Raw genomic sequence first — 22,230 nt, 5'->3', positions numbered from 1 at the left:
CGCGGCGGCATCGGTCGCGGCGCTATTCGGTCCCCTTCGACACGATACCCACCGCGATGGTTTCCTCAACCGCGCCTGATCAGGCCGATTCACCCCACATCGCTGGCTACCCGGTTCCCGAGGAGATCCGGGAGCGCGACCACGTGCAGCGCGCTCCTGGCTATCGGCGCGGGCACCCGATAGGCCTCGTCCAGCACCACGGCCTGCAGGTCTTCCAACTCGTCCGGGTCGATCGCGGGGAGATCGGTGGCGTCGGTGAACAAGTGCGTCACCCACTCCTCCTCGAGCAACGTCTGCGGCCCCGTTTCCTCGGCGTCCGCGACCACGACCGAAGCGCCCGCGCTGCCCGCGGCCACCACCTCGAGCACGGCGGCGACCGACTCCGGGCGGCCGAGCCGGAAGGTGCGCGATTCGAAGGTCAGATCGGTACGTGCCGACAATCGAGCCGCCGCGGCCGCCAGCGCGTCATAGGACAGGGCGAAGCCATACCCCTCGGCGGGCGGCAACCCTGTCAACACCACTGCCGGATCGTCTCCGCGCAGCGTACGTATCCGATTCGCGTACGTGACCGGTCTCGGCGATTGGGCGTCGATCTCGGCGATCACGGCGGGATCGTCGAACGCCAGCCAGTCGACACTGCCGGTGGCCGATGCGTCACTCGCCTGACGCCCGACATCCCCGGCGACCAGCCCCACCTTGACCTCCAGTTCGCCGGGCAGCGCCGCGTCCACCGAGGACACCGGAACCAGCGCGGCGCCGGTCTCCAGCACCGCCCAGATGGAGACCACCGCGTCGACGCCGCGGTCCAGCCGGATCGCCACCCCGGTGCCGGGCCCACAGCCGCGCCCGATCAGCGCCCGCGCCAGCCGCGACGATCGGGCGTGGATGTCCTGGTACGACAACGCCTCCTCGCCCCACACCACGGCGGGTCCGTCCGGGTCGTCCTCCACCGCGACGGCGAACAGCCTGGTCAGCGCGGTGCCCGGGGTCGGAGCCGCGGCCTCGTCCTCGGCCACGGTCGTCGGTGGGGTGGCGAACACGCGATTGCGCTCGTCGGCATCGAGGATGTCGATATCGCCGACGCACACCTCCGGGTCGGCGACCACAGAAGTGAGGATGCGCTCCAGCCTGCGTCCGAATGCCTGCGCGGTGGACTCGTCGAGAACGTCGGTCGCATAGGTGATCACGGTGACCAGATCGTCGAACGATCCGTCCGCGCGATGCCGCGGCTCGACGGTCACCTGCAGGTCGAATTTCGCCGCGGCCGCGCCGGCGTCCAATGCCGCCACCGTCAGTCCGGGCAACTCCAGGGTCGGCTGCTCGGCGTTCTGGAACGAGAGCATCACCTGGAACAGCGGGTTGTGCGAGGTGGTGCGCCCCGGGACGACCTTCTCCACCACGCGCTCGAACGGGATGTCGGCGTTGGCGAAAGCGGCCAGATCGATCCGGCGGGCCTGATCGATCAGCTCGGCGAAGCTCGCCCCGGAATCGACCGCGGTGCGCAGCGTCAGCGTGTTGACGAACATGCCGACCAGATCGTCGAGCACGCGTTCGCCGCGGCCCGCGATCGGCGTGCCGATGGCCACGTCGGAGTCGCCGGACAGGCGGGCCAGCAGCACGGCCAGCGCCGCGTGCACGACCATGAACAACGTCGAATTGTGCTCGCGCGCCAGCTTGGCCAGCGCCTCGTGCAGCTCGGGCGCGACGGCGAAGCCGGTGTTGGCTCCGCGCATCGTCGGCACCGCGGGCCGCGGACGGTCCAGCGGCAGATGCAGTTCGCCGGACAGCCCGGCGAGCTGCTCGCGCCAGTACGCCAACTGCCGTGCGGCCACCGAGTTCTCGTCGTCGTCGGTGCCGATGACTTCCCGCTGCCAGATCGCGAAGTCCGCGTACTGCACCTCCAGCGGCGACCAGCGCGGCGAATTACCGCGGATCCTGGCCAGGTAGGCGGTCATCAGATCACGGGCGAGCGGCGCCATCGAGGCGCCGTCGGCGGCGATGTGGTGCGCGACCATGGCCAGCAAGTGCTCGTCCGGCCCCGACTCCAGCAGCAGGGCGCGCACCGGGACCTCTTCGGTCACATCGAATCCCGTGTGCATCAACTCGGTGATCCGGCCGATCGGATCGTCGGTGACGTCCACCTCCAGCCCACCGGGGATTGCTTCGGCTACGGACAGGATCTCCTGGTACGGCAGCCCGCCCGGCCCGCTCGCGGGATAGCGCGTGCGCAGCGATTCGTGCCGCTCCAGCACATCCGCCAAGGCGTAGCGCAACGCGGACACGTCCAGCACACCGGTCAACCGGATCGCCAGCGGAATGTTGTAGGCGGGCGACGCGGGATCGAACTGGTTGAGCACCCACATCCGCTGCTGCGCCAGCGACAGCGGCACCGGCTCCACCCGCTCGGCGCGCACCAGCGGCGGTCGCTTGGCGCCACCGGCGCCGGGCACCACACGGGCGGCCAGCGCGGCGACCGTTGGCGCCTCGAACAGCTCGCGCACCGCGACATTCGCGTCCAGCGCCTCGTTGATCCGCGCGACCACCCTGGTGGCCAGCAGCGAGTTGCCGCCGAGCGCGAAGAAGTCGTCGTCCAGGCCGACCTCGGCGGCGCCGAGCAGTCCGGCGAACACCTCCGCCACCGCCTGCTCGACCGGCGAACTCGGCGCACGGAAGGCCGCCGCGCCGACGAACTCCGGTGCGGGCAGGGCCCTGCGGTCGAGTTTGCCGTTCGGCGTGAGCGGCAGGACGTCCAGCACCACGACGGCGTCCGGAACCATGTAGCCGGTCAGGAACTCCGACACCTGGGCGCGCAGCACGCTCGAGTCGAGCGTGGCGCCGGTGTCGGGCACCACGTAACCGATCAGGCGATCGCCCGCGTGCTCGTCCGGGCGGACCAGCACCACGGCCTGGCTCACGCCGGGGCAGCGCAGCAGCGCCGACTCGATCTCGCCGAGCTCGATGCGGAAGCCGCGCAGCTGCACCTGCTGGTCGCCGCGGCCCGCGTACTCCAGGGTGGCCTGGCCGCCGAAACCGACCCAGCGGCCGATATCGCCCGTGCGATACATCCGAGATCCCGGCGCGCCGAACGGATTCGCGACGAAGCGCGTGGCGGCGAGACCGGGACGCCCGAGGTAGCCGCGGGACAGCTGGGCGCCCGCGACGTAGATCTCGCCCGCGACGCCGACCGGGGCCGGGTTCATGCGGTCGTCGAGCACGTAGGCGTCCAGGCCGGGCAGCGCGCGGCCGATGACGCTGGCCGGGTTGTCGGCCATCTGCTCGTCCAGCGACAGGAACGAGACGTGCACCGTGGTCTCGGTGATGCCGTACATGTTCACCAGCCACGGCGCGTCCACGGGATGACGCTCGTACCAGCGCCGCAGCTGGCGCAGATCCAGCGCTTCGCCGCCGAACACCACGTAGCGCAGCGCGAGCTTGCCCTGGTCGTTCGGATGCGCGGCCCGGTCGGCCTCGGCGAGTTGGTAGAACGCCGACGGCGTCTGGTTGAGCACGGTGACCTGTTCGCGAATCAACAGCTCGCGGAACTGTTCCGGCGACCGGGAGGTCAGATAGTCGACCACCACCACGGTGCCGCCGTTGGCCAGCGCGCACCACAGCTCCCACACCGAGAAGTCGAACGCGAACGAATGGAACAGCGTCCACACGTCGGTCTCGTCGAACTCGAACAACAGCTGGGTGTTGGCGAACAATTCGACGACGTTGCGGTGCGCGACGCCGACGCCCTTGGGCACGCCGGTGGAGCCGGAGGTGTAGATGACGTACGCCAGGTTGTCCGGACGCAGCGGCGCGATGCGGTCGGCGTCGCGAACCCGGTCGTCATCGAACGCGCTCGCCGCGAGGATGTCTTCCAGCAGCAGCACCGGAATAGATCCCGCTGGCAGCGCTTCCCGCTCGGCGGCGGTGGTCAGGATGCAGGTGGGTGCGGCATCGGCGAGCATGAACTCCAGCCGCTGCACCGGATAGGTGGTGTCGATCGGCAGGTACGCCGCACCGGCCGTGAGCGCCGCCAACAGCGCGACGGGCAGTTCCTCGGTGCGCGGGACAGCGACGGCGACCAGCGATTCCGGGCCCGCGCCCTGCGCGATCAACGCGCGTGCCACGCGGTTGGCCCGGCGCTGCAACTCACCGAAAGTCAGTGTGGTGTCGCCGAAACGGATCGCGCCCGCGTTGGGCTGCCTGCGCGCCTGGATGCCGATCAGGTCCACCAGGGTCACTTCGGGCACCGCTGCGCCAGGGGTGTTCCACTCGTGCAGCACGAGTTCGCGCTCGCCGGGCGCGAGCACGTCGATATCGCCGACCGTCACCGTGGCGTCGAAGGCCACCGCGCGCAGGATCCGGCCGAAGCGATCGGCGAAGTCCTGCACGGTCGCCTCGTCGAACAGGTCGGTGGCGTAGGTGAAGGCCGCCGACATGCCCTGCGCGGAGCCGTGCCGGTCGATGTTCTCCACCAGCGCCAGCTGCAGGTCGAACTTCGCCAGCGGCACCGCGAGATCCACCCCGGACACCGAAAGCCCGGGCAGCTCCAATTCGGTGCGGGCCAGGTTCTGGAAGGTCAGCATCACCTGGAACAGCGGGTGACGCGCGGCCGACCGCGCCGGGTCGAGCAGCTCGACCAGCCGCTCGAACGGAACGTCGGCATGGCCGAATGCCTCGACGTCGATGCCGCGCACCTCGCGCAGCAGCTCGTCGAATCGCGCGCCGGGGTCGATCTCGGTGCGCAGCACCAGCGTGTTGACGAACATGCCGATCAGGTCGTCCAAGGCCGCTTCACCTCGGCCCGCCACCGGGGTGCCGATGGCGATGTCCCTGGTGCCGGACAAACGAGACAGCAGGACGGCCAATGCCGCGTGCACCACCATGAACAGCGTGGAATTGTGCTGCTGCGCAAGGCGGCTCAGCGCGGCGTGGACCTCGGCGTCGATCTCGAAGCCCAGCGTGGCGCCGTGATGGGACGCGACCGCGGGACGCGACCGGTCGGCGGGCAGCTCCAATTGCTCGGGCAGCGCGGCCAATTCGGTGCGCCAGAAGGCGATCTGCTGCGCCAGTACCGATTCCGGGTCGTCCTCGTCGCCGAGGATCTCGCGCTGCCAGAGGGCGAAGTCGGCGTACTGCACCTCGAGCGGGGGCCATTCCGGCGCGCCGCCGCGCAACCGATCCACGTAGGCGCTCATCAGGTCGCGGGTCAGCGGCCCCATGGAGAACCCGTCGCCCGCGATGTGGTGCACCACGCAGATCAGCACGTGCTCGGTCTCGCTCAGCGCGAGCAAGCGCACCCGCACGGGCGGCGCGACCGTGACGTCGAAACCCTCGGTCACCGCGGCGGCCACGAGCGCGGGCACCTCGGGCTCCCCGGCCTGCTGGACCACCAGCTCCGGCACGGCACGCGGATCGGAGGCGGGCAGCACCTGCTGGTAGCCCTCGCCGTCGACCTCCGGATACCGGGTGCGCAGCACCTCGTGCCGTTCGGCGAGGTCGTGCACCGCGGCGCGCAGCGCTTCGACATCGAGCCGCCCCGATAGTCGCACCGCGACCGGAATGTTGTTGACCGCGCTGGCCGGATCGAACCGGTTCAGGAACCACATGCGCTGCTGGGCGTAGGACAGCGGCACCCGCTCCGGGCGCGGACGCGGGTGCAGCGCCTGCCCCGCGGCCGAACCCGCGTGCTGCTCCACGCGGGCGGCGAGCGCGGCGACGGTGGTCGCCTCGAACAGCAACTGCACCGGCACCCGCAGGTCCAGCGCGGATCCGATGCGCGCGGCGGCCTGCGCGGCCAGCAGCGAGTTGCCGCCGAGCTCGAAGAAGTCGTCGTCCGCGCCGACGCGCCCGTCCTCCTCGGGGACCAGCAGCGCGGCGAACACGTCCGCGACGATCTCCTCGACCGGCGTCGACGGCGCGCGGAAGGCGCGCGCGGCGAAGACGGGCTCGGGCAGCGCAGCGCGGTCGAGCTTGCCGACCGGGGTCAGCGGGATCTCGTCCAGCAGGATGATGGACGCGGGAATCATGTACGCCGGCAACGACTCCCCGAGGAAATCGACGAGCGCGCCGGTGTCGACGTCGGCTCCCGACCGCGGCAGCACGTACGACACCAGCGCGGTCGCGCCCGAGGGCAGCGCCTTGCCGAGGGTGGCCGCGAAATCGATGTCCGGGTGGCTGGTGAGCGCGTTGTCGATCTCGCCGAGCTCGATGCGGAAACCGCGGATCTTCACCTGGAAGTCCGAGCGCCCCAGGTATTCGATGGCGCCGCCGTCCTGGCCCGGGGATTCGGTGCGGCGGACCAGGTCTCCGGTGCGGTAGAGCCGCGCACCCGGGTTCCCGGTGTCGACGCCGAACGGGCTGGCGACGAAACGCTCCGCGGTCAGCCCCGGCCGCCCGAGGTAGCCCTGCGCCAGCGCGGGACCCGACAGGTACAGCTCGCCGACCACTCCGGCCGGCACCGGCCGCAACCGCGAATCCAGCACGAACGCGGCGACTCCCGGGATGGGCGTGCCGATCGTGATGGGCTCGCCCGGCACCATCGGCGGCGTGCTGGTCGCGAGAATGGTCGCCTCGGTGGGACCGTAACCGTTGTAGAACTCGCGCTCACCGGCCCAGCGGCCGACGAGTTCCGGACCGAACTTGTCACCGGCCACCACCACGGCTTGCAGATCGTCCAGCCCGGTGGGATCCACCGATTCCAGGGCGCCCGGCGTGATGAGCATGTGCGTGACGCGCTCGCGGCGCAGCAGATCCGCCAGTTCGAATCCGCCGAACACCGTCGGCGGCGCGATCACCAGCGTCGCGCCGGTGGAGAAGGCCAGCAGCAGTTCGAGCACCGAGACATCGAAGTTCGGCGAGCAGACGTGCAGGACCCGCGAGTCCTCGGTCACCCCGTAGTGCTCGCGCTCCGCGGCCACCAGCCCGGCCAGGCCGCTGTGCGTGACCACGACGCCCTTGGGCTTTCCGGTCGATCCGGAGGTGTAGATGACGTAGGCCGGGTGCCGCTCGTCCAGCGGGCGAACCCGGTCGGTGTAGGAGATGGGGTGCCCCGGGCGCGCGGCGATCCGCGCGGACAGCACCGGGTCGTCCATCTCGACCCAGTACGCGCCGGTGCCGAGCACCGGCCGATGCGCCGAGATGGTGAGCCCAACGGTCGCGCCGGAATCGGCGACGATGTGGTTGATCCGGTCGGCGGGGTAGGCCGGGTCCACCGGCACGTAGGCCGCGCCGGTCTTCGCGATGGCCCAGACCGCGAGCACCGACTCCACGCTGCGGGAGATCCCGATGGCGACCACGTCGCCCGGGCCGACACCGCGGTCGATCAGTTCCCTGGCCAACCGCGAGGACGCCGCGTCCAATTCGGCGTAGGTGAGTTCCTGGTCGTCGGCCGGATCTCCGGTGGGGTTGAACCGGATCGCGACCTCGGTGGCGGCGGACTCGACCGCGGCGGTGAGCAGCTGACCGAAGAGGGGACTGCCCGACCTGCGGCGACGGCTACCACGAGCGGAGCGACGGGCGGTTTCCATTCGAGTCAATTCACCTCTCGCGTCGAGCCAGGACCCGGACATACCCGGACCGAGGGTATGTTTCCCAGGGCCAGCGCGGTCCGAGCAATCATATAAGGGACTGATCGGTGATCCCGCGCGCCGTATCGGATTGCCGCGGCTACCGCGAGTACGGTCCGCGCCCCCTTTTCTTGCGTGCCGTCCTCTCTCGAACCGCCCGATTCCACCGGGATGCGTGTCTTGCCTGATGCCTGTCGTTATATCGGCGCGGAGCCGGTCATGTTGCAGGCGTATCCGCATCGGTGAACTTGTTCACAACCATCCTCGCCGGGTGGCTTGCACCCCCGCCTGGAATCTGGTGCTCGCGCCGAGGCGCTCCAGCAGCCGGGCGGTGCGGCGAACCACCGTGCGCCGCGACATCCCGAGCCGCCGTGCGATGGTGTCGTCGGTGGCGCCGAGTCCCATCAGGGTCAGGATCGCCCGGTCGCGTTCGTCCAGCGCCTCCGCGGCCGGATTCACCGAGATCGGCGCGGCCATCGCCCACAGCACGTCGAAGGTCTTGATCAGTAGTTCCAGGGCGGGAGACGCGGTGAAGCGCAATCCCATCGGATCGGGCCTGCGTTCGTCGGCGTGCAGGACCAGGCTGGCCCGCTCGTCGTCGCTGATGATCAGCTTGAACGGCGGCTCGGGCAGCGTTCTGGCCTGCGCTCCACTGGCATTGGTGGACAGCGCGTGCCGCAGGCGTTCGGGGTCCTGGTAGACGGTGTCCTGATACAGCGTCTGGTAACGAATGCCGTCGCCGAGCCTGGCCCGTTTGAGCTGGAACAGCTGCCGTTCGCGTTCCGGATCGCTCAGGTAGGGTCCGCGTTCGATCAGCTTGACGCAGCTGCGCGCGCCGGATTGCATCTCCTCGAAATCCGCCAGCATTTCCAGCCGCTCGTACACCGGAACCACGGCGCCGTTACCGCGCGGGGAGCGACGCACCGAACGGAAGGTCTCGCTCAGCCGCGCCGCGGCGGCGTGCATCTGGTTGATCTCCTGCTGCCTACGCCGCGCCTCGGCCTCCGACAACGATTCCGGCGCGTGCGCGTCCCAGACCGTGCCGCCGTCGGGCGACTCGATGCGGACCGCGGCGCGTAACTCACACAGCACATCCAACGAGTCGGCCGCGTGGTCTTCCGAAACGCCCAAGTACTGCGCGATATCGGCGAGACTCGATCGCGGATGGTGCACCAGCACGGCGTAGGTGCGGCCGTGCGGTGACCCAGGCTCGAAGATATCGCCCAGCTCGATCACGGCCCGAGCCTAGCGACCGACCGGTGGCCATGGGGCGGGTCCGCGAGACCCGTGCGCACCGCGCCACGCGCCTCCTCCGGGCGCGAAAGGCGCCACGGCACGCTTCTGTGCGATCGTCGGAATATCAAGCTGGACAGGGAAAGTCAGTGCGTCGACGGACCCCACTGCATCGGCACGCCCTTGGCGGCCAGATACGGCAGCGGGTCGATCTTGGTGCCGCCCTGATCCCAGATCTCCAGGTGCAGGTGCGGACCGGTGGACTGGCCACGGTTGCCGACGGTGGCGATCACGTCGCCCGCGTTCACCCGCTGCCCCTCGTGCACGAACATCTCGTTCACGTGGCCGTAGACCGCGGTGGTGCCGTCGTCCTGCAGCACCCGCACCCACAGGCCGAATCCGGAGGCAGGGCCCGCTTCGATCACGGTTCCGTTGCTCACCGAATGGATCGGGGCGCCGAGCGCGTCGGCGAAGTCGAGGCCGTAGTGCATGGCGCCCCAGCGGCTGCCGAAGCCGGAGCTGATCGCGCCGCCCACCGGGCGCACCGCCGACGGCGGAGCGACCTGCTGCTGCACACCCCGGAGGGCCTCCTCGGCCTGGGTCAGCGGCGCGGCGATCTCGGGCGGGAGATTGGGGATGCCGAACGGGGCGGCGACCGGCGCCGCGACCGCGGTGGCGGCGACCGTAGCGGGAGCGGGCTCCGGTGCGGCTTCGGCGACCGGAGCGGCGGCCGCCTTGGCCTCCGCGACCGGAACGATGCCGGTGCCCTTGACGGTGGCGGGCGCGGCGGCGGAGTCCTCGTCGGCGTCGTGCGCACCGGGCAGCAGCGGGGCCGCGTAGGCGAGTGCCGGGGCGACCTGGCTGGCGGCGCCGATCAGAGCGCCGGTGGCGATCGCGGCGCTCGCGGCGGCCTTGACTCGCTCGGCAGCGGACGGCTCGGCGCGGTGCCGCGTCGGCCGGTTCGCGGCGCCGCCCTCGCCGAGGAGGCTGTGGACGGTAATGGAACTGGGGCCTACACGGTGCTGCGACAAAGCTGGTCCTCGGTCGACGTACAGGGTCCGGATGCCGGAGCCCGGGACCGAACCGGTTTAATAACGATTCGATGACGCCGGAGCGATAACGGTTTGGCATCCGTTGTGATGGGAACTCTACCTCGTCGTGACCATTCCGCAACCTTCGATGGAAAATCGCAGGTGAGGCTTGGGTCACATGTCCATATCGGCGAGACTTGGTCCGTGATCCTCGAACGTCTGGACGTCCCGATCGTGCTCGCCCCGATGGCGGGCGGCCCCTCCACTCCCGAGCTGACCGCCGCCGTCGCCGAGGCGGGCGGCTTCGGGCAGCTGGCCGCCGGTTATCTCAGCGCCGCCGACACCGCCGCGCGGATCACGGCGACCCGCGCCGCGACCGGCAGGCCGTTCGGCGTCAACCTCTTCGTGCCCGGCCCCGCGACCCCGGCCGCCGACCTGGCGGACTACCTCGCCGAACTCGGCGCCGACCACGAGCTCGGAGACGCGAAGTTCGACACCGACGACTGGGACGCCAAACTCGAACTGCTCGTCGCCGACCCGGTCGCGGCCGTCTCGTTCACCTTCGGCTGCCCGAGCGCGGCGGAGATCGCCCGGCTGCACGCCGTGGGCTCCGAGGTCTGGGTGACCGTCACCTCGCCCGGCGAGGCGCGCGTCGCGGTGGACGCGGGCGCCGACGTGCTCATCGCCCAAGGCGCCGAAGCGGGCGGGCACCGCGCGACTTTCGTGGATCGACCGGCCGAGGACGCGACCGATCCGCTCGGCCTGCTGGCGCTGCTGCAACTGCTGGCCGCCGTCACGGATCGGCCGCTGGTGGCCACCGGCGGCATCGCCACGGGCGCGGGCATCGCCGCGGCGCTCGCGGCCGGCGCCGCGGCCGCCCAGCTGGGCACCGTATTCCTGCGCTGCCCCGAGGCGGGCACCAATCAGGTGCATCGCAACGCCCTGACCACGGACACGCCGACAATGCTCACCCGCGCTTTCACCGGACGCAGGGCGCGCGGGCTGCGCAACCGATTCCTGCTCAAGCACACCGCCACCGCTCCGGCCGGTTACCCCGAAATCCACTACGCCACCGCACCATTGCGGGCCGCGGCACGGTCGGCCGGGAATGCCGACGAGGTCAATCTCTGGGCGGGTCAAACCCATGCGCTGGCACCGGAAACACCAGCGGGCGACCTGGTCCGCGCACTGGCCGCGGACACGAAAAGCTCACTCGAAAAAGCACTTTCGCGCCGAATCCAGTGTTGTTGACAACGACTTTCGATTAGACTCGGGTGGCATCGCATCACGTCCAGCACTGGAGGAGAGCGTTATGTCCCTCGATGTCCCCACCGCCCTACTCGAACGCGCCGAGCGCGGCGAGGTCGACGACGCCGACTTCGTCGAGGTCGTGCGCAATTCGCTGCCCTACGCCTGGGAGGTCGTCAGCCGGGTGGCCGGTGAACTGCGCTCCGGCGCCGCGGAATTCGCCGACAACACGGTCGCGCCGCCGGACGAGGTGGCCCGCGGCCAGCTGCTGCGCGCCATGGCCTCCGACGCGATCCGCGGCGGACTCGAGCGGCACTTCGGGGTGAAGCTCGCCTTTCAGAACTGCCACCGGGTCGCCGCGTTCCCGCTGTCCGCGGTCGGCGGCGAGACCTACACCACGTTCATCGGCACCAGGGCGCAGCTGCTCAACCAGAGCCCCGAACTGCGCAACTGCTGACCGGCGCGAACTCCAGCACCCGGCGCGGCACACCGTTTCGGTCCGCGCCGGGTGCTCGCGTGCAGAGGTCCCGCACACCCGCGCGTCGCGACCGTTCCCCGCGCCCCGCGCGTAGGGTGAACCGCCATGAGCAGCAACGATCTTCGGGATGAGGTCGAAGCCAGGCTGGCGCCGTGGCAGCAACAGCTCGGGGCGGACCGCGCCGCGTACACCAATCATGTCCTGCGCGTCTTGGCGCTGTGCGATCTGCTGGCCGCCGACCAGCAACCCCGGCCGAGCGCTCGCGAGGAGTATCTGACCGCGGCCACCCTGCACGATATCGGCATCTGGGCCGCGGGCACCTTCGACTACCTGGCCCCCTCCTGCGACCTGGCCCGGGCCTGGTTGTCGAGTATCGACCGCGACGACCTGACCGGCCTGGTGGTGTCGATGATCAGCGAGCACCACCGGATTCGTCCCGCCGGTCCGCCGCACGACCCGGTCGAGGTCTTCCGCCGCGCCGATGCCATCGATGTCGGACGCGGTCTGCTCGGCTGGTACGGCGTCTCCCGCGCCGCCCGCCGCGACCTGGCGAAACGCTATCCGAACCGCGGCTTTCACCGCACGCTGGTGCGTCTGACCGCGCGGCGGCTGCGGACCAACCCCGCGTCACCACTGCCCATGGTGAAGTGGTGACGCGGGGCGGTCGCCGGGGGCCGGTGCTCAGTCGAGCGTGGTGACGTCCAAGTCGCCGTCGGCGTACTGGCTGCGCAACCGCTTCTTGTCGAACTTGCCCACGCTGGTCTTGGGCACCTCGGCGATGAACGTCCAGCGTTCGGGCAGTTGCCATTTGGCGAACTTGTCGGCCAGGAACTCGCGCAGTTCTTCGGGTTTGGCTTCGGCGCCTTCGGCGAGCACCACCGCCACCAGTGGGCGTTCGTCCCACTTCTCGTCCGGCACGCCGATCACGGCGGCCTCGGCGACGGCGGGATGGCCGATGATGGCGTTCTCCAGATCCACCGAGGAGATCCACTCGCCGCCGGATTTGATCACGTCCTTGGAGCGGTCGACCAGGGTGAGGTAGCCGTCCGGGCTGATCTTGCCGACGTCGCCGGTGCGCAGCCAGCCGTCGTGAAACTTCTCCGGGTCCACCGGTGTGCCGTCGGGTGAGTAGTAGGAGCCGGTGATCCACGGGCCGCGCACTTCCAGCTCGCCGAGGGCTTCCCCGTCGTTCGGGACCACACCGTCGTCGCCGACCAAGCGGGCTTGCACACCGGCCGGGAACCGGCCCTGGGTGACCCGGTAGGCCCACTTCTGCTCGTCGGTGACCGCGGTGGCCGGGGGATGGGCGACGCTGCCCAGCGGCGAGGTCTCGGTCATGCCCCACGCGTGCAGCACCCGCACGCCGTGCTTGTCCTGGAAGGTGTGCATCATCGACGGCGGGACGGCCGAACCGCCCACCACGACCGAGCGCAGGTGGGTGATGTCCTGCGGATTCGCTGCCAGCGCGGCCAGCACCCCGCCCCAGATGGTGGGCACCGCGGCGGCGAAGGACGGCTTCTCGGCGGCCATCATCTCCAGCAGCGGGCCCGGCTGCAGGAACCGGTCGGGCATGAGCAGATTCGCCCCCGACATCAGCGCCGCGTACGGCAGACCCCAGGCGTTGGCGTGGAACAGCGGCACGATGGCCAGGATGGAGTCGGTTTCGAACAGGCCCATCCCGTTGTTCGCGGCCACCTGCATCGCGTGCAGCCAGTTGGAGCGATGCGAGTACACCACGCCCTTCGGGTCGCCGGTGGTGCCGGAGGTGTAGCACATCGCGGCAGCGGCGCGTTCGTCGATCACCGGGAAGTCGTAGGTGTCCGGCTGCCCGGCCAGCAGCTCGGGGTAGGAATGCACCTGCACGCCCTCGGGGACGTTCAGGCTCGCCGCGTCCCCGTTGACCACGATGACGTGCCGGACCGTGGTCAGGTGCGGAAGGATCTGCCCGAACAGCGGCACCAGCGTGGCGTCCACCAGCACCACCTGGTCCTCGGCGTGGTTGGCCACATAGACGACCTGCTCGGGGAACAACCGGATGTTCAGCGCATGCAGCACCGCACCCATCGCGGGCACCGCGATATAGGCGACCAGATGCTCGTTGTTGTTCCACATGAACGTGCCGACCCGATCGCCGACCCCGATTCCCAACCCGCGCAACGCGTTCGCCAACCGCGCCGACTCCGCGCCGACCTCACGGTAGGTCATTGTGCGCACGCCGGTGCCGGTCCACGTGGACACGACCGAATCCCCGGCGAACGTCGATGCGTAGCGCAGCAACGTCGCCAACGACAACGGCTCGTCCTGCATAGTGCTCAACATCGGAACTCCTCTTTTCTCCAATGACTTCCGCTCAGAAAGCCAAATCCGTTGCCGCCACCTTCGGCGTCTGCGATGTGATCCCGTAGATCAACCCGACCCAGCGGATCACCTCGGGATACAGGATCGGTTTGCCGCTGGTGAGCACGGCGCAGGTCAGCGCGCGCTCGGGGTCTGCCCAGGCGACGTTGTTGGTGAAGCCCAGATGACCGAAGGCACGCGTGGTATCGGGGCCGAACAGGCTCAACACCCGGCCGCCGAGCATCGGCCCGTACCCGAAGCCGAAGTTCACGCCGAGCATGAGATCCGGCTCGATCCTCGATTGCGGAACCAGCGCCGCGGCGATCGTCTCCGGCCGCATCACCCGCACACCGTCGAGTTCGCCGCCGCGGCGGAAGATCTCGTAGAAGCGGGTGAATTCCACCGCGGTGCTGACCAGGTTGGCTGCGGGCGCGACGACGCTCAGATAGGCCGGGTCGTTGCCGGTCTCGACGGCCTCGGCGAAGCTGACTCCCAGCAGCCGGTCCATGGCGGTGGACAGCGGCGGCATCGGCGGCATCCCGGTCAGGTAGTTGTGCGCGAGCTTGGGGAAATCCTGCGGCGACACACCGTAATTGGTCCATCGGAAGCCCAGCGGGCGCAGGATCTCCTCGGCCAAGACGGTGCGGATGTCCCTACCGGTCGCGCGATGCACCAATTCGCCCAGAATGAAACCGCCCGAGAGCGCGTGATACGACTGGAAGCGGCCGGGCGGCACGGCCGGGCGCACCGCGCACAGATTCCGCACCAGGCGTTCCCGATCCGCGACCGCTGCGGCGGTGAGCGCCTCCCTCGGCAGGCTCGCCACGCCGGACCGGTGCGCGAGCACCTGCCCGATCGTGATGGATTCCTTGCCGTGACAGCCGTACTCGGGGATGTAGCGGCTGACCGGTGCGTGCAGCTCGAGCAGCCCGCGCTCGATCAGCAGGTGCACGACGAACGCCGTGACGCCTTTGGACGCGGAGTAGGTGACGAACGGGGTGCTCGTGTCAACGAGAACCTTCGGCGCATCGTGCCCGTCGCCGGGACCGTTGCCGTGCGCGTGACCGAGCGCTCGATTGAAGACGACGTGTCCGTGCCTGCGCACGCACACCTGGATGGCGGGATGGACACCGCTGCGGTACACCAGCCGCATACGCCGCCAGATGCGCTCGGCGTAGTCGGGAGCCAAGCCGACCTCGGTGGGCGCCACTTCCGCGCCGATCGACGCGACGGAGTCGAGGTCCTCCGGGATGTGACTGCGTCGCACCAGGTCGGGCAGCTTCGGAATGGTCGGTACGCGCGCGAGCATGGTTCAGCACGCACCGACCATGAGCCACATCACATCGGGGATGCTACCCAACGGTAAGCCGCGCCGGGCAGGGCCGAGGAGGATTCCCGCACCCACCCGTCCGACGGCGGATGCCCTCAGTTCCGGCTGGTCAGCCCGGCCGCGACTTCCGTAGCGGATGCCCCTCGGCACCAGCTACGAGCTCGGCATGCGCCGGATACGCGTGAACCACAGCGGTATTCAGTTTGGGCACCACGTGGGTGAGCGTGTGCTCGGCGTCGTGCGCGACCCGGTGAGCGTCCGCGAGCGTGATGGTCTCCGCCACGTCCAGTTCCACGTCGGCGTGCAGGCGGTGCCCGATCCAGCGCATCCGCAGGCTGCGCACGCCTTGCACGCCGGGCTCGGCGGCCAGCGCTCGCTCGGCCGCGAGGACCAGCTCCGGCTCGACCGCGTCCATCAACCGGCGCAGCACGTCCCTGGCGGCGGTGCGCAGGACCGCGAGGATCGCGACGGTGATGAGCAGACCGACGAGCGGGTCGGCCAGCGGGAAACCCAAGGCCACTCCCCCGGCGCCGAGGAGCACCGCCAGCGAGGTGAACCCGTCGGTGCGTGCGTGCAGACCGTCGGCGACCAGTGCCGCCGAGCCGATCCGACGCCCCACCCGGATCCGGTACAACGCGACCGTCTCGTTGCCGAGGAACCCGATCAGACCAGCCGCGGCGACCCAGCCGAGATGGTCGATCGGCACCGGATCGAGCATCCTGCGGACCGCCTCGTATCCCGCGATCAGCGCCGACAGGGCGATCATCGCGACGACGAAGAGCCCCGCAAGGTCCTCCGCCCTGCCGAACCCGTAGGTGTAGCGCCGGGTCGCCGACTTGCGTCCGAGCGCGAACGCGATCCACAGCGGCACGGCGGTCAGCGCGTCGGAGAAGTTGTGCACGGTGTCGGCCGCGAGCGCTACCGAACCGGACGCGACGACGATCAGCAACTGGAGCGCCGCCGTGCACCCCAGCACGACCAGACCGAGTTCGACCGCGCGTATGCCGATCGCACTGGCCTCGAGCGCGTCGTCCATGCTGTCGGCGGCGTCGTGGCTGTGCGGGACCAGGATTTCGCGCAGTGCGCCGAGCAGGCCCGTCCGCCGCTCGTGATGGTGACCGGCATGGCGGTGCTCGTGCCGATGACTGCCGTGCTGGTGCCGGTGTTCGCGTGGGCGCACATCCGGTGCGCGGCGGCGACCGGTCCGGTCGTCCGCCGTAACCCGGGCTCCGGCAGCGTGTTTCGCCCAGCTCATGACGCGTCCGCCTCGCCGCGGCGGGGCAGTTCGCGCACCGCGCCCGCGCCGCGATGGTGCGCGGGAATGCCAGGTCCCGCGTGCTCGGCGTTGTACACCGCGTCCACTACCAATTGCCGGACGTGCTCGTTCTCCAAGCGGTAGAAGATCGTCGTGCCGGACCTGCGGGTGTTCACCAGACGCGCCATCCGCAACTTCGCCAAATGCTGCGACACCGAGGCGGCGGGCTTGCCGACCTGTCGAGCCAGATCGGTCACCGACAGTTCACGGTCGACCAGCGCCCACAGCACCTGCACGCGCGTCGGGTCGGCCAGCATCCGGAACACCTCGACAACCAGCCCGACCTGATCCTCCGCGAGCGGTGGTCGCATTTCCTGGTTATCTGCATTCATACGCAGATATTAGAGCAGACGGAAGGCCGGGTACAGGGCGGCGCTCCGGGCCGGTGTGGCGGCGGCACCCCCTGCGTCGCCGCCGACACACCGGTCGACCCCAGATCCGAACAGCTTTCTGTCTTAGTCGAGTGTGGCGCGACTGTGCCAGCCGAGTGGGCGGATATCACCCGAATGAGACAAACCAATCTCGCAGGCGCACGGGCGCTTTCAGTCCTCGCATCTCGCATACACCGCTGACCAGCACGAACGGCGCAGCGCCAGAGGGAGATCCCCGCGCGGGTTGCACACACAGCTGCACGTGCAACCAGGACGTTCACGCATCCCGACACCTTCGACCGCTCGCTCTCACGGTCGATTCGCCGATGCGATCCGGCCATTGTGCACTGAATGGTTCGCACCCGCAGCCATTCGTTCAGATCGTGACGATCGACCCTGTCGCGACCCGTACGTCCTATTCACTCGACGCGGCGGCCCAGGATCGCCAGGCGCACCCCACCGGGATGCATCCCATGCAACGTCCCCGCCCTCGGTGGCCGCCCCGGCCGGGTAAGCGGCCGAGCCGGATGACACCGCCTGGCACGAGCGCTGCCACGGAGGACACCCCTCCTCCGGATAACGCGCGGTTAGGGTGAACCACGAGAACGCACCGAGCGACGGAGTAGATCAATGCCAGTGGACCGAATGCTGCCCACCCCCGAGGCCAGGGATCTGCTCGAGCTGACCCGCGACATCGCCGACAAGGTGCTCGAACCGCGCGTAGCCGAGTGCGAGAAGACCGGCGTCTTCCCCGAGGGCGTTTTCCCCGCGCTCGGGGCCGCCGGATTGCTCAGCCTGCCGTATCCGGAGGAATTCGGCGGCGGCGACCAGCCCTACGAGGTGTACTTGCAGGTGCTCGAGGAGCTTGCCGCGCGCTGGGCCGCGGTCGCCGTCGCGGTCAGCGTGCACAGCCTGTCGTGCCATCCGCTGTTCACCTTCGGCACCGACGAGCAGAAGCAACGCTGGCTGGCCGAGATGCTTTCCGGCGAAACCATAGGGGCCTACAGCCTGTCGGAACCGCACGCGGGCTCCGACGCGGCAGCGCTGCGCTGCCGCGCCACCCAGGTCGAGGGCGGCTACCGGATCAACGGCGCCAAAGCCTGGATCACCAATGGCGGCCGCGCCGACTTCTACACCCTGTTCGCCCGCACCGGCGAAGGATCCCGCGGCATCTCCTGCTTCCTGGTCCCCGGCGACACCGAGGGACTCAGCTTCGGCAAGCCGGAGGAGAAGATGGGGCTGCGCGCCGTACCGACCACCACCGCCGCCTACGACGACGCGTTCCTGCCCGCCGAACGCCGCATCGGCGCGGAGGGCCAGGGCCTGGCGATCGCCTTCAGCGCACTGGACTCCGGCCGTCTCGGTATCGCCGCGGTCGCCACCGGCTTGGCGCAGCGCGCCCTCGACGAGGCGGTGGCCTACGCCAAGGAGCGCGAAGCCTTCGGCCGTCACATCATCGATCACCAGGGCCTCGGGTTCGTCCTCGCCGATATGGCCGCCGCCGTCGACTCCGCCCGCGCCACCTACCTCGACGCGGCACGTCGTCGTGACCGGGGGCTGCCGTACTCCCGCCAGGCCAGCGTGGCCAAGCTCGTCGCCACCGACGCCGCCATGAAGGTCACCACCGACGCCGTGCAGGTCTTCGGCGGCTACGGCTACACCCAGGACTTCCCCGTCGAGCGCTACATGCGCGAGGCGAAGGTGATGCAGATCTTCGAGGGCACCAACCAGATCCAGCGCCTGGTCATCGCTCGCCAGCTCGCCGGGAACTAACCGCCCGATGTGGCCGAAAATGCCAATCGCGTGACCGCGGATGTCTTCGGCCTGCGAGTACTCCGCCGTACTCTCGAGGGATGACCTCGCCGTCGATCATCATCATCGGAGCCGGATTCGGCGGGCTCGGCATGGCACTGGAGCTGCGGCGGGCCGGGCTGGACACGTTCACCATCCTCGAGCGCGCCGACGACCTCGGCGGCGTGTGGCGGGAGAACACCTACCCCGGCGCGGCCTGTGACGTGCCCTCGCCGCTGTACTCCTGGTCCTACGAACCGAAATCCGACTGGCCACGGCGATTCTCCGAACAGCGCGACATCCACGAGTACATGCGCGGCGTCGCCGACAAGTACGGCCTGCGTCGCTTCATCCGCTTCGGCACCGAGGTGACCGACGCGGAGTTCGACGAGCACAGCGGCCAGTGGACCGTGCGCACAGCCGACGGTTCGCAGCTGTCGGCCGACATCCTGATCCCCGCGGTCGGCCAGCTGTCGCGTCCCGCCATGCCGAACATCCCCGGCATCGACAGTTTCGCCGGGCCCGCGTTCCATTCCGCCGAGTGGAACCACGAGGTCGACCTCACCGGCAAACGCATCGCCTGCATCGGCACCGGAGCGAGCGCGATCCAGTTCATTCCGCGCATCCAGCCGCGAGCCGCCCACCTCACGCTGTTCCAACGCTCGGCGGCCTGGGTGCTGCCGAAAGCCGATGTCGAGTACAGCTCCCTGCACCACGCGTTGTTCAAGTACTTCCCACCCAGCCGTATCGCGGAGCGCTTCGCCATCTGGTCGTTCTTCGAGGTGCTCGCGCTCGCGCTCACCGACATCCCGGCGATCAAGACACCGGTGATCGCGTTGGCCGACCGGCATCGGGCCGGACAGGTCACCGACCCCGAGCTGCGCGCGAAACTGACGCCCGACTACGCGGCGGGCTGCAAGCGCGGCCTGTTCTCCAACGACTACTTTCCCGCGCTGGCGCAGCCGAATGTCACCGTGGAGACCACGGCCATCGAGGCGATCACCCCGACCGGCGTCCGCACCGCCGACGGCGTCGAGCACGAGGTGGACGTCATCATCTACGGCACCGGATTCAAGGGCACCGAGTTCCTCGCTCCGATGAACATCTACGGCCTCGACGGGCGCAAGCTGGCCGACGTGTGGGGCGACGCCGGAGCCCGCGCCTACCTCGGCATCTCCGTGCCGCGGTTCCCGAACCTGTTCATGATGTACGGCCCGAACACCAACGTCGGCTCCGGCTCGATCATCTACATGCTGGAATCCCAGGCCCGCTACATCCGCCAGGTCGTCCAGTACCTCACCGACCGCCCCGGCCGCTACCTCGCCGCCCGCCCGAGCGCCGAGCAGCGCTGGGACGACTGGCTACAGCGCCGGCTGAAGGACACCCCGTGGAACTTCTGCACCAGCTGGTACCGCAACGCCGCCGGACGGATCACCAACAACTGGCCCGGCGCCACCGTGCTCTACCGCTGGAAGACACGAACGTTCGACGCGTCCGACTACGACGAGACGCAGGCGCCCGCGCACCCAGCCTGACCTTGGCAATCCACCAGTAAACTGGCCGTATCCGGGGTCGAGCGGAGGTGCGCCGTGTGGTGGCTGCTGATCGTCGTGGTGATCGTCGTGCTGGTCGCATTGCTGGTGTGGCAGGCACAACGGAGCAAACAGCGCGCAGCCATCGAACTGGCCGACGCGCTCGCCGACGCCCGGCAGGTGAACGAGCGACTCGGCGGCCAGGTCTACAGCCTGACCGGCGGCAACCAGGCGGCGACCCAGGCACTGGCCGACGCATCCGAGCGACATCTCGCCGCAGGCGCGCAACTCGATCGAGCCCACACCCCCGCACAGGCACGGCTGGCGAAACAGACCGCCCTGGAAGGGCTCTACTACATCAGGGCCGCGCGCACCGCGATGAACATGGACCCCGGTCCCGCGATCCCCGCACTCGACGGCCAGGACATCGCCGGGCAAGTCACCGAGAAGCGCGTAGTCCGATACGAAGGCAGGCAGATCGCGGCCGCACCCGAACCCTCGTCGGCGACGCCGAACTACTACCCCGGCGGCCGCGTCGCCGGACGACCGGTTCCCGCAGGTTGGTACTCCGAGCCCTGGTGGAAGCCCGCCTTGGTCGGCGGCGCCTGGGGCCTCGGCTCGGCACTGCTGTTCACCTCCCTGTTCTCCGGAATGTCCGGCGTGGGATACGACGCCCACGGGTTCGAGAGCGGATACGGCGAGGGCTACCAGGACGGTCTGGCCGCTGACCACGGCGGATTCGACCAGGGTGGCGACTACTCCGGCGGCACCGACAGCGGAGGCTTCGACGGCGGCGGTTTCGACGGCGGCGGAGGCTTCGACGGCGGCTTCTGACCCTCCCTTGGCAATTCCCCGCGACAGCGATGCGGCCTCCAAGCCCTCGACCCGGTAGACTGCGGACGTCCCGGGTAGGCCCACCGCCCACCCCAACCAGCCTTCGTAGCTCAGGGGATAGAGCACCGCTCTCCTAAAGCGGGTGTCGCAGGTTCGAATCCTGCCGAGGGCACCAACAACATGGGCAACTTTTTCAGTTGTTGCCCTACCTGTGACGGGCCGTGTGCTGGTTTGGTTTGATGCTGGCGGCGGTTCGGCGGCGGGTTCCGGGGGCGCGATAGCGGTCAGCGCGGCGGTGGCGTGTGCGGCGGCGGGGAGTGTTTCCGTGGTCAGTGTGGCGTGGATGGTTGCACGTTTGGTGTTGTGGTCGTAGACGATCTTGAGACCGAACGCCTCGTACAGGTCGCGTTGCAGGGCGTCGGGGGCGTTGGTGAGTTGCAGCGCGAGTCGGGGTAGGTCTTCGATCAGGTCGGGCTCGTTCGGTTGTCGTCGGGCGGCCTGTTCGCGCAGTGCCTCTAGAGCGGTGTTCTTGGTTCGGCGTTCGTGTTCTAGTTCGGCGAACCGGTGACGCAGTCGTCCGGCCCAGGCATCAGCTATCTCGTCACCGCTGGAGAAGCTGCGGGATTCGCGCTCGTCGAGGAGGTTGTTCTGACGGCGGGTGATCTCGGCGACCGTCTTCTCGATCGCGGCGATCTGCTGTTCGATGTCGTCGCGGTCGCTGGAGTCGTGGTCGCGTAGTTGGTGGCGTAGCAGCGTGGCGCGGTCGGGGCCGAACACGCGCTCGTTGAAGAAGGTTTGTACGCATTCCAGTAGCGCGTCTTCGCGCACGTACACCGTCGGGGGGTGGTCGGCGTACGCCTCGGGGTTGCCGACGCGGTCGAGTTGCGGCTGGCAGGTGTAGTAGCCGTAGCCCTTACGGGTTTTGCCGAACATCCGTTTGTGGCATTGCTGGTGGTGCACGTAGTAGCGCAGCACGTAGGTGCGGATGGTGGCGGGATGGGAGTTCTTGCCGCCCATCCGCGATCCTTGCCGAGCGGTGCGCTTTGCCTGTACCGCTTCCCACATTTCACGGGTGACGAGTGGTTCGTGGGTGGGCTCAGGTGACCAGACCCATTTCTCGGGCGGGTTGAGCTTGCCGCCCTTCTTGGTGGCTCGCCGGTTCCACACCATG

At 69.4% G+C, this 22,230-nt stretch carries 14 protein-coding genes, 1 tRNA gene and 1 pseudogene; 8 read left to right on the top strand and 8 right to left on the bottom strand.

From position 1 onward, the window contains the following. Positions 1-89: 89 nt before the first annotated feature. The 3 genes from ON34_RS03260 to ON34_RS36980 all read right to left on the bottom strand — a co-directional run bounded on the left by ON34_RS03260 (position 90) and on the right by ON34_RS36980 (position 9,823). The gene (locus ON34_RS03260; protein ID WP_040774031.1) at positions 90-7,520 is read right to left on the bottom strand and encodes a non-ribosomal peptide synthetase; all 7,431 of its coding nucleotides are present in this window, start codon (positions 7,518-7,520) and stop codon (positions 90-92) included. Between the two features lie 291 nt (positions 7,521-7,811). Then, a complete protein-coding gene (locus tag ON34_RS03255) occupies positions 7,812-8,795 on the bottom strand; it encodes a helix-turn-helix domain-containing protein (protein WP_040774028.1) in 984 nt (327 codons plus the stop codon). A gap of 143 nt (positions 8,796-8,938) precedes the next feature. Beyond that, the gene (locus ON34_RS36980; protein ID WP_051022106.1) at positions 8,939-9,823 is read right to left on the bottom strand and encodes a M23 family metallopeptidase; all 885 of its coding nucleotides are present in this window, start codon (positions 9,821-9,823) and stop codon (positions 8,939-8,941) included. A gap of 204 nt (positions 9,824-10,027) precedes the next feature. Here ON34_RS36980 and ON34_RS03245 point away from each other — a divergent pair, with 204 nt between their 5' ends. From ON34_RS03245 to ON34_RS03235, 3 genes are all read left to right on the top strand, one after another. After that, complete coding sequence (locus ON34_RS03245) at positions 10,028-11,074, top strand: nitronate monooxygenase (protein ID WP_174371997.1); 1,047 nt, start codon at positions 10,028-10,030, stop codon at positions 11,072-11,074. Positions 11,075-11,135: 61 nt separating this feature from the next. Continuing rightward, on the top strand, positions 11,136-11,528 hold the full coding sequence (locus ON34_RS03240) for an SCO5389 family protein (protein ID WP_040774026.1): 393 nt from the start codon (positions 11,136-11,138) through the stop codon (positions 11,526-11,528). A 126-nt stretch (positions 11,529-11,654) separates the two neighbouring features. Further along, positions 11,655-12,203: an HD domain-containing protein gene (locus ON34_RS03235; protein WP_040774024.1), complete on the top strand. Its 549-nt coding sequence runs from the start codon at positions 11,655-11,657 to the stop codon at positions 12,201-12,203. A gap of 27 nt (positions 12,204-12,230) precedes the next feature. On the opposite strand, the gene ON34_RS03230 is transcribed toward ON34_RS03235, so the two are convergent. The 4 genes from ON34_RS03230 to ON34_RS03215 form a co-directional block, all read right to left on the bottom strand. After that, the gene (locus ON34_RS03230) at positions 12,231-13,868 is read right to left on the bottom strand and encodes a long-chain fatty acid--CoA ligase (RefSeq protein WP_040774022.1); all 1,638 of its coding nucleotides are present in this window, start codon (positions 13,866-13,868) and stop codon (positions 12,231-12,233) included. Between the two features lie 31 nt (positions 13,869-13,899). Further along, on the bottom strand, positions 13,900-15,195 hold the full coding sequence (locus ON34_RS03225; protein ID WP_051022105.1) for a serine hydrolase domain-containing protein: 1,296 nt from the start codon (positions 15,193-15,195) through the stop codon (positions 13,900-13,902). 130 nt (positions 15,196-15,325) lie between these two features. After that, positions 15,326-16,471, bottom strand: coding sequence for a cation diffusion facilitator family transporter (locus tag ON34_RS03220; protein WP_083889114.1), 1,146 nt, complete (start codon positions 16,469-16,471; stop codon positions 15,326-15,328). Next, positions 16,468-16,842, bottom strand: a complete 375-nt coding sequence (locus tag ON34_RS03215) for an ArsR/SmtB family transcription factor (RefSeq protein ID WP_085997004.1) — start codon at positions 16,840-16,842, stop codon at positions 16,468-16,470. Before ON34_RS03215 ends, ON34_RS03220 begins: the two co-directional genes overlap by 4 nt. Positions 16,843-17,532: 690 nt before the next feature. Between ON34_RS03215 and ON34_RS03210 the strand changes: the two genes are divergently transcribed. From ON34_RS03210 to ON34_RS35740, 5 genes are all read left to right on the top strand, one after another. Next, positions 17,533-18,675, top strand: coding sequence for an acyl-CoA dehydrogenase family protein (locus ON34_RS03210; RefSeq protein WP_040774013.1), 1,143 nt, complete (start codon positions 17,533-17,535; stop codon positions 18,673-18,675). 80 nt (positions 18,676-18,755) lie between these two features. Then, positions 18,756-20,228: a flavin-containing monooxygenase gene (locus tag ON34_RS03205; RefSeq protein WP_040774010.1), complete on the top strand. Its 1,473-nt coding sequence runs from the start codon at positions 18,756-18,758 to the stop codon at positions 20,226-20,228. A gap of 63 nt (positions 20,229-20,291) precedes the next feature. After that, positions 20,292-21,059, top strand: a complete 768-nt coding sequence (locus ON34_RS03200; protein ID WP_083889115.1) for a hypothetical protein — start codon at positions 20,292-20,294, stop codon at positions 21,057-21,059. Positions 21,060-21,158: 99 nt separating this feature from the next. Then, a tRNA-Arg gene (locus tag ON34_RS03195) sits at positions 21,159-21,234 on the top strand. A 389-nt stretch (positions 21,235-21,623) separates the two neighbouring features. Beyond that, positions 21,624-21,797, top strand: a complete 174-nt coding sequence (locus tag ON34_RS35740; RefSeq protein ID WP_157172152.1) for a hypothetical protein — start codon at positions 21,624-21,626, stop codon at positions 21,795-21,797. Positions 21,798-22,103: 306 nt separating this feature from the next. Here ON34_RS35740 and ON34_RS38425 read toward each other — a convergent pair. Next, positions 22,104-22,229 (bottom strand): annotated as a pseudogene (locus ON34_RS38425) (recombinase family protein); the annotation flags it as partial. Position 22,230: the final 1 nt, after the last annotated feature.

The organism is Nocardia pneumoniae NBRC 100136 (genome assembly GCF_000308755.1).
Taxonomy (GTDB): Bacteria; Actinomycetota; Actinomycetes; order Mycobacteriales; family Mycobacteriaceae; genus Nocardia; species Nocardia pneumoniae.
This window is presented reverse-complemented; position numbering and strand designations above follow the sequence as displayed.

What these genes read in the sequence shown, in the direction of transcription:
- ON34_RS03220 (WP_083889114.1), bottom strand. Translation starts at nt 16,471, where the DNA reads ATGAGCTGGGCGAAACACGCTGCCGGAGCCCGGGTTACGGCGGACGAC.
- ON34_RS03215 (WP_085997004.1), bottom strand. Translation starts at nt 16,842, where the DNA reads ATGCGACCACCGCTCGCGGAGGATCAGGTCGGGCTGGTTGTCGAGGTG.
- ON34_RS03260 (WP_040774031.1), bottom strand. Translation starts at nt 7,520, where the DNA reads ATGGAAACCGCCCGTCGCTCCGCTCGTGGTAGCCGTCGCCGCAGGTCG.
- ON34_RS03205 (WP_040774010.1), top strand. Translation starts at nt 18,756, where the DNA reads ATGACCTCGCCGTCGATCATCATCATCGGAGCCGGATTCGGCGGGCTC.
- ON34_RS03235 (WP_040774024.1), top strand. Translation starts at nt 11,655, where the DNA reads ATGAGCAGCAACGATCTTCGGGATGAGGTCGAAGCCAGGCTGGCGCCG.
- ON34_RS03210 (WP_040774013.1), top strand. Translation starts at nt 17,533, where the DNA reads ATGCCAGTGGACCGAATGCTGCCCACCCCCGAGGCCAGGGATCTGCTC.
- ON34_RS03225 (WP_051022105.1), bottom strand. Translation starts at nt 15,195, where the DNA reads ATGCTCGCGCGCGTACCGACCATTCCGAAGCTGCCCGACCTGGTGCGA.
- ON34_RS03230 (WP_040774022.1), bottom strand. Translation starts at nt 13,868, where the DNA reads ATGTTGAGCACTATGCAGGACGAGCCGTTGTCGTTGGCGACGTTGCTG.
- ON34_RS03240 (WP_040774026.1), top strand. Translation starts at nt 11,136, where the DNA reads ATGTCCCTCGATGTCCCCACCGCCCTACTCGAACGCGCCGAGCGCGGC.